This window comes from Frankia sp. ACN1ag (genome assembly GCF_001414035.1).
GTDB classification, from domain to species: Bacteria; Actinomycetota; Actinomycetes; order Frankiales; family Frankiaceae; genus Frankia; species Frankia torreyi.
The window spans coordinates 99,319-107,523 of record NZ_LJPA01000028.1 but is presented as its reverse complement, the minus strand read 5'-3'; the positions used below and the strand labels follow the sequence as shown (position 1 = coordinate 107,523).

Annotated in this window: 5 protein-coding genes and 1 pseudogene; all 6 read left to right on the top strand. The window is 73.8% G+C overall.

Annotated elements, in window-relative coordinates:
* The first annotated feature begins 310 nt into the window (after positions 1–310).
* Positions 311–3,613 carry a fused isobutyryl-CoA mutase/GTPase IcmF gene (gene icmF / locus UK82_RS22825; protein ID WP_055409180.1) on the top strand — a complete coding sequence of 1,101 codons (3,303 nt, stop codon included), beginning with the start codon at positions 311–313 and terminating at the stop codon, positions 3,611–3,613.
* Between the two features lie 184 nt (positions 3,614–3,797).
* Complete coding sequence (locus UK82_RS22820) at positions 3,798–4,304, top strand: MarR family winged helix-turn-helix transcriptional regulator (protein WP_044886242.1); 507 nt, start codon at positions 3,798–3,800, stop codon at positions 4,302–4,304.
* A complete protein-coding gene (gene mftF / locus UK82_RS22815) occupies positions 4,294–5,850 on the top strand; it encodes a mycofactocin biosynthesis glycosyltransferase MftF (protein WP_055409178.1) in 1,557 nt (518 codons plus the stop codon). The genes UK82_RS22820 and mftF overlap by 11 nt, the downstream gene beginning before the upstream one ends.
* Positions 5,847–6,483: pseudogene (locus tag UK82_RS39660) on the top strand (cysteine desulfurase family protein); the annotation flags it as partial. The gene mftF and the pseudogene UK82_RS39660, both read left to right, overlap by 4 nt.
* Position 6,484: 1 nt before the next feature.
* Positions 6,485–7,037, top strand: a 553-nt coding sequence (locus tag UK82_RS39655; protein WP_236706314.1) for an aminotransferase class V-fold PLP-dependent enzyme, incomplete at its 5' end; no start/stop codon positions are given.
* Positions 7,038–7,106: 69 nt separating this feature from the next.
* Positions 7,107–8,165 (top strand): tRNA 2-thiouridine(34) synthase MnmA, encoded by a 1,059-nt coding sequence (mnmA, locus tag UK82_RS22805; RefSeq protein WP_055409174.1) that lies wholly within the window; start codon positions 7,107–7,109, stop codon positions 8,163–8,165.
* Positions 8,166–8,205 lie beyond the last annotated feature (40 nt).

Sequence of the window (8,205 nt, the reverse complement as noted above, 5' to 3'; positions counted from 1 at the left end):
CGATGGTACTGCATGGGGGACTGTGTGGGAGAGTAGGACGCCGCCGGACTTACACAAAGTGTGGGGTTGCCTTTTTAAGGCAACCCCACACTTGTATTTGGGGACCTTGTAGCCGCTGCCTGCCTCCCCCGCCCGACTGCCGCGGTTCACTCGCCCGGGCGGGAGCCCCGTACATCCCCCGCGCGGCCCGCCCGTCCTCCGTCGACCCTGGCCGCAGTGGCACCTGTCGGATGGACGTCCTACTATCGGAAGTCAGAAGGCTGTCGGGCTGGGTGCGCCGGCCCGTCCGTTCTCCCCGGGGAGCCGCTCGATGTCATCCGACGCCCAGCAGGACGACGCCCAGCAGGACACGGCAGACCTCCACGTCCCCGTCCATCCGGTCCGCATCGTCACGGCGGCCGCGTTGTTCGACGGGCATGACGCGGCGATCAACATCATGCGGCGGCTGCTGCAGGCCCAGGGGGCGGAGGTCATCCACCTCGGCCACGACCGTGGCGTCGAGGAGGTGGTGACCGCGGCGATCCAGGAGGACGCCCAGGGCATCGCCCTGTCCTCCTACCAGGGCGGGCATGTCGAGTACTTCAGCTACCTCGTGGAGCGGTTGCGGGAACGCGGCGCGGGTGACATCCGTGTCTTCGGCGGGGGCGGTGGGGTGATCGTGCCGGCGGAGATCGAGCTGTTGCAGTCCCGCGGCGTCGCCCGGATCTTCTCCCCGCAGGACGGTCAGGCGATGGGCCTGGCCCGGATGATCAACACGATCATCGCCGGTTGCGACGTCGACCTCGCCGCGGACGGTCCGAAGCTCGAGGAGATCATCGCCGGCGAGCAGGGTGCGCTCGCTCGGGCGATCACGGTTCTCGAGGCCGATCGGGACGGCGAGCTTGCGGCGGCGCTGCGGGAGGAGGCCGGTCGGCGGCCGGCCGTGCCGGTGCTGGGCATCACGGGCACCGGTGGCTCCGGGAAGTCCTCGCTGACCGATGAACTGCTGCGCCGCTTCCGCCTCGACCAGGGCGACGCGCTGCGCATCGCGGTGCTGGCCGTCGACCCGAGCCGCCGGCGCGGCGGTGGGGCGCTGCTCGGTGACCGGATCCGGATGAACGCCCTGGGCGATTCCGGCGCCGGCGAGGTCTTCTTCCGGTCCCTGGCCACCCGGGCGGCGGGCAGCGAGGTCCCACCCTCGGTGCCGGGGGCGATCGCGGCCTGCAAGGCGGCCGGCTACGACCTGGTCATCGTCGAGACCCCCGGCATCGGGCAGGGCGACGCGGCGATCGTGCCCTACTGCGATGTCTCCCTGTACGTGATGACGCCGGAGTACGGCGCGGCCTCGCAGCTGGAGAAGATCGACATGCTCGACTTCGCCGACGTGGTCGCGGTGAACAAGTTCGAACGCCGCGGCGCCGAGGACGCCCGCCGCGACGTCGCCCGCCAGCTCGTGCGCAACCGGGAGGCGTTCGATCGGTCCTGGGAGGACATGCCGGTCTTCGGCACCTCCGCCGCACGCTTCCAGGACGACGGGGTTACCGCCCTCTACCAGCACCTTCTCGGCCTGCTCTGCGAGGTCGGCCTGGCGGCAAGGCCCGGCGTGCTGCCCGCCGTCGAGGTGCGGGCAGCCACCGGGCTGACGACCATCGTCCCGGCGGCCAGAGTGCGTTATCTGGCCGAGATCGCCGAGACGGTGCGCGACTACCACGCCGAGACTGAACGGCAGGCCCAGCTTGCCCGCCGCCGCGAGCACCTGACCACCGCACTCGACGCGGTGGGCGCCGCCTCGGCGGAGGCCGGCGCCCTGGCCGCCCTGCGCGACGAGGCGGACGCGGCCCTCGCGCCATGGGCGAGGGAGCTGCTCGAGCGGTGGCCGGCGATCGTGGCCGAGCGGCAGGGCGATCAGCTCTCCTACACGGTGCGCGGCACGGAGATCCGCACACCGCTGCGTCGTACGACCCTCGCCGGCACCCAGGTCTCCCGCGTCGCGGTGCCGGCCATCGACGACGACGCCCGACTGGTGCGGTTCCTGCGCCGGGAGAACCTGCCGGGGTACTTCCCGTTCACCGCGGGGGTGTTCCCGTTCAAGCGCGCGGGGGAGGCGCCGGCGCGGATGTTCGCCGGGGAGGGGGACGCGTTCCGGACGAACCGGCGCTTCCACTTCCTGTCCGCCGGGTCGCCGGCGACGCGGCTGTCCACGGCCTTCGACTCGGTCACCCTCTACGGTCGCGACCCGGCCCCCCGACCCGACGTCTACGGCAAGGTCGGCACCTCGGGTGTGTCGATCGCGACCCTCGACGACATGGCGGCCCTGTTCGACGGGTTCGATCTCGGCGCCCCGGCGACCAGCGTCTCCATGACGATCAACGGCCCGGCGCCGGCCATCCTCGCGATGTTCCTGACCACGGCGATCGACCAGCGGCTGGCCGCCTTCATCGACGAGCAGGGCCGCGAGCCGAGCGACGACGAAGCCGCCGAGATCACCGCCGGGGCGCTGGCCACCGTGCGGGGCACGGTTCAGGCGGACATCCTCAAGGAGGACCAGGGGCAGAACACCTGCATCTTCTCCACCGAGTTCGCGCTGCGGGCGATGGCCGACGTGCAGGAATGGTTCATCGAGCACAATGTCCGCAACTTCTACTCCGTCTCGATCTCCGGCTACCACATCGCCGAGGCCGGCGCGAACCCCATCACCCAGCTCGCCTTCACGCTGGCCAACGGATTCACCTACGTCGAGGCGTATCTCGCCCGAGGAATGCGGATCGACGACTTCGCGCCGAACCTGTCGTTCTTCTTCTCCAACGGGATGGACGCGGAGTACACGGTCATCGGGCGGGTGGCGCGGCGGATCTGGGCGGTCGCGATGCGCGAGCGGTACGGCGCCACGCCCCGTTCACAGATGCTCAAATACCACGTGCAGACCTCCGGCCGGTCACTGCATGCCCAGGAGATGGCGTTCAACGACATCCGCACCACCCTCCAGGCGCTGTGCGCGATCTACGACAACTGCAACAGCCTGCACACCAATGCCTACGACGAGGCTGTGACCACGCCCACCGAGAGCTCGGTGCGCCGCGCGCTCGCCATTCAGATGATCATTGATGGGGAATGGGGGCTCGCCGCCAACGAGAACCCCATGCAGGGATCGTTCATCGTCGATGAACTGACCGACCTGGTCGAGGAGGCCGTGCTCGCCGAGTTCGAGCGGATTAGCGATCGTGGTGGCGTGCTGGGCGCGATGGAGACCGGTTATCAGCGGGGCCGGATCCAGGACGAGTCGATGCTGTACGAGCGCCGCAAGCACGACGGCACGCTGCCGATCATAGGGGTCAACACCTTCCTCGCCCCCGACCGCGCCGTCGGCGCCCCGGATCGCGCCGCCGACGCCGCCGGCCCCCTGGAGCTGGCCCGAGCCACCGAGAACGAGAAGCGTTCCCAGCTCACCCGCCTGACCGAGTTCCAGCGCCGGCACGCCGCCGAGGCCGAGGCCGCCCTGACCGAGCTGCGCGCGGTCGCCGCCGGCACCGGAAACACCTTCGCGGCGTTGATGAAGGCGGTCCGGGTCTGCTCGCTTGGTCAGATCACCCAGGCGTTCTTCGACGTAGGTGGCCAGTATCGGCGCAATGTCTGACATTCCCCGACGGGGTGACGCCGCACGGTGCGCTGAGCGTGGCGACCCGTAATCTCCGCGTACGCATGAGTCTTTGCCTGCACGTGGCGTCCTGGGGTGCAATGGACGCCGGCCGTCATCTGGGCGGTCCCCGGCCCGCCGGTCGGGTGGGAGAGATCCCCTGAAGTGCAGGAGCGTCCAAGCCGTGGCCACCCCCAAACCGCTGCCCACCGATCCCATAGCGGAGGCTCACCGGCACTGGACCGCGCACGGCTGGGGCTCGGTGGCGGACGGGATGGCGGCGGTCACGTCGCTGATGCGCGCCCAGCAGATCATGCTGGCCAGGGTCGACGAGGTCCTGCGTCCGCTCGATCTGACCTTCGCCCGGTACGAGCTGCTCATGCTGCTGCTGTTCTCCCGCCGGGGCGCCCTCCCGCTGAACAAGATCGGGAGCCGGCTTCAGGTCCATCCGACCAGCATCACCAGCGCGGTCGACCGGCTGGAGGCCCGCGGCCAGGTCCGCCGCACCCCCCACCCCACCGATCGCCGGGCAATCCTCGCCGAGATCACCCAGGAGGGGCGGGCGACGGCGCTCGCCGCGACGGAGAAGCTCAACGACACCGTCTTCGCCGACCCCGGTCTGGGGGACGGGGGCGTGCGGACGCTCATCGACCTGCTCACCGACCTGCGCCGGGCGGCCGGTGACTTCTGAGCCGGCTCCGATCCCACTGCCGGCTCCGTTCCGGGTGCAGTGCGACCCCGGCCTCACGGTTCTGGCGCCGGCGTCCGCCGCCGCGGCCGCCGGTGGGATCGTGCTGCTCGGCGGGTCGCCGCTGCGGCTGATGGCGCTGTCCGCCCCCGGTGCGCGGGTGTTCGCGGCGCTGCGTGGGGGCGCCACGGTCGGTGCGGCCGGACCCGGCGCGGGGCTGTTGGCACGCCGGCTCGTCGACTCCGGTCTCGTTCATCCGCTGCCGCCGCGCCGCCCGGCGCCGGTGGGCACGGTCCCCGGGGTCCCCGAGGTCCCCGAGGTCACGGCTGTCATTCCGGTCCGAGACGGGGCCGGGCGCATCGGCGCGCTGGTCGGCGCGCTGCGCGGGCAGTGCGCCGAGGTCGTCGTCGTCGACGACGGCTCCCTCGATGAAACCTCGGCCGAGGCCGCCGCGGCCGGCGCCCGGGTGATCCGGCACGATCGGGCCCGCGGCCCCGCCGCGGCGCGCACCAGCGGCGCCCGGTCGGCGCGCACCGAGGTGATCGTCTTCTGCGACTGCGACGTCCGGCCCACCGCCGACTGGCTCGACCGCCTCGTCGCCCACCTCGCGGACCCGGCGGTTGTCGCCGTCGCGCCGCGGGTCGCCTCCCCGGCGCCGCCGGCGTCGCGCGGCAGCCTGCGGGAACGCTACGAGGCGGGCCGTTCCCCGCTCGATCTCGGGCCGTGGCCGGCGGCGGTGCGCCCCGGGGGGCGGGTGTCGTACGTGCCGTCGGCGGCGCTGCTCATCCGGCGGGCGCACGCCGCGTTCGACCCGGCGCTGCGCTTCGGTGAGGACGTCGACCTGGTGTGGCGGCTCGTCGGCGCCGGCCACACCGTCCGTTATGAGCCGGCGGCGGTGGTGCACCACGATCCGCGGCCGTCCTGGCGGGCCTGGGCGCGCCAGCGCCACGGCTACGGCTCGTCGGCGGCGGAGCTTGCCCGGCGGCATCCCGGACCGCTGCGACCGGCCCGCGGGGCGGCGAGCGCGGTGGCGGCGGTGGGCCTGCTGGCGCTGCGCCGGGACCGGGGCGGGGCCGCCGCGGTCGGCGCCCTGGCCGCGGGCTCGGTGGCGCTGACCACCGCCCGTCTCGCCCGCCGGCTGGGCCGCACCGACCGCCCGGGCCGCGCCGCGCTGGCCCTGACCGTCCGGGGGCGGCGCCACGCCCTGCTCGCCGCCGCCGAGACGTCGCGGCGCACCTGGCTGCCCCTGCTGGCCTGCGCCGGCACGCCAGGCCGGCTGGTCCTGGCCGCGGCGACGCTGCCGTTGGTGCACGAGTGGTGGGTGGCGCGCCCGGGGGTCGGCCTCGCACCGTATCTGCTCCTGCGCGTCGCCGACGACGCCGCCTACTGCGCCGGCGTCTGGTCCGGCTGCCTGCTGCGGGGTGACCTCGAACCGCTGATCCCGGCGCTGCCGTCCGTCCCGCGCCGCGGGCGGGCGGGCGGCCGCGGCGCGGGTGTGATCGGCGCGGCGACGCCGCCTGGCCGCGCGCGGCTACCCTCTACCGTGTGACCTATCTCGACCACGCGGCGACGACGCCGATGCGACCGGAAGCGCTCGCCGCGTACGCCGCGGTGCTCGCCGACACCGGCAATGCCTCGTCGTTGCACGCCAGCGGCCGCCGGGCCCGCCGCATCGTCGAGGAGTCGCGCGAGACGCTGGCCGACGTGCTGGGCGCCCGGCCGTCCGATGTGGTGTTCACCGGCGGCGGCACGGAGGGTGACAACCTCGCGCTCAAGGGCCTGTACTGGGCGCGGCGGCGGGCCGAGCCCGCCCGGCGCCGGGTGCTGGTCAGCGCGGTCGAGCACCGGGCGGTGCTGGACACCGTGCAGTGGCTGGGCGCCGAGCAGGGCGCCGAGGTGGAGCTGCTCGACGTCGACGCCGCCGGCATGGTGCACCCGGACACCCTCGCCGTCGCCCTCGAGCGCGATCCCGCCGCGGTGGCCCTGGTCTCGGTGATGTGGGCGAACAGCGAGGTCGGCACGGTCGAGCCGGTCGCGGAGCTCGCCGCCGTCGCGCATCGGCACGGGGTGCCGTTCCACACCGACGCGGTGCAGGCGTTCGGCCAGATCCCCGTCACGGTCGGCGAGGAGGGGCCCGACGCCATCACCGTCAGCGCCCACAAGATCGGCGGGCCGGTCGGGGNCGGCGCACTGGTGGTGCGCCGCGGCCTCGTGCTGGAGCCGTTGACCCATGGCGGCGGCCAGGAACGCGACATCCGCTCCGGGACGTTGAACACCGCCGGGGTGGCGGCGTTCGCGGCCGCGGCGGCGACCGCCTGCGCCCAGGCGCCGCGCGAGGGCGCCCGGCTGGCCGCGTTGCGCGACGACCTTGTCCGTCGGGTCCAGGAGAAGGTGCCGGGAGCGGTGCTCAACGGCGCCCCGCTGGGCGGTCCGCAGCGGCTGCCCGGCAACGCCCATCTCACGTTCCCCGGCTGCGAGGGGGATTCGCTGCTGATGCTGCTCGATGCGCGCGGCATCGAGTGTTCGACCGGTTCGGCCTGCTCGGCGGGAGTAGCCCGGCCCTCGCACGTGTTGCTGGCCATGGGGGCCGGCGAGGAGCATGCGCGGGGATCGCTGCGCTTCTCGCTGGGCCACTCGTCGCGCGCTGCCGACGTGGACGCGCTCGTCGAGGCGATCGGGCCGGTGGTGGAGCGGGCGAGCCGCGCGGGCGCGCTCGCGGGGATGACCGGCGCCTGATCCGCGCCGCGTGCGCGGCGCCGCCGGAGGGTTCTGGGAACCGGATGGTTCCGGGGAGGGGCAGGTCTGATGCGGGTGCTCGCCGCCATGTCCGGCGGGGTCGACTCCGCCGTCGCCGCCGCGCGGGCAGTCGACGCCGGGCACGACGTCACCGGCGTCCATCTCGCCCTGTCCCGTTCGCCCGAGTCGGACCGGACCGGCGCCCGGGGCTGCTGCACGTTGGAGGACGCCCGCGACGCGCGCCGCGCCGCGGACGTGCTGGGCATCCCGTTCTACGTGTGGGATCTGGCCGAGCGGTTCGAGACCGAGGTCATCGACCAGTTCGTGGAGTCCTACGCGGCGGGACGCACCCCCAACCCGTGCGTGCGCTGCAACGAGCGGATCAAGTTTGCCGCGGTGCTGGACCGGGCGCTCGCCCTCGGCTTCGACGCCGTGGTCACCGGCCACCACGCCCGCCTCGACCCGGACGGCACGCTGCGCCGATCCGTCGACCCCGCCAAGGACCAGTCCTACGTGCTCGGCACGCTGCGGCCCGAGCAGCTCGGCGCGGCGCGTTTCCCGCTGGGCGACTCCACCAAGGCGCAGGTGCGCCGCGAGGCGGCCGCGCGCGGGCTGGCCGTCGCCGACAAGCCGGACAGCCACGACATCTGCTTCATCTCCGGCGGGGACACCGGCGGCTGGCTGCGGGAGCGGATCGGCTCGCGGCCCGGGCCCATCGTCGACTCCAAGTCCGGGCAGACGCTCGGCGAGCATGATGGGACCTTCGCCTTCACCGTCGGTCAGCGCCGCGGGCTTCGCCTGGGGCACCCGGCGCCGGACGGGCGCCCCCGCTACGTCCTCGACATCTCCCCGGTGACCTCGACGGTCATCGTCGGCCCGGCGGAGGAGCTCGACATCCGCCGGCTGGTCGCCGACCGGGCGGCCTGGCCGCACGAGGGCGTGGTGACCTGTCAGGCCCAGGTTCGGGCGCACGGCGGGGTCGTGGCCGCCGAGGCCGAGGCGCGCGGCGACGATCTCGTCGTCACCCTCGCCGCCCCGGTGCGCGGGACGGCGGCGGGTCAGGCCGTCGTGCTCTACGACGGCGACCGGGTGCTCGGAGGGGGGCACATCCGCGTCACCGCCGCGTGAGCGGCCGGCGGGGCTGGGTGGGGCGCCGGGTGCCGTCGGC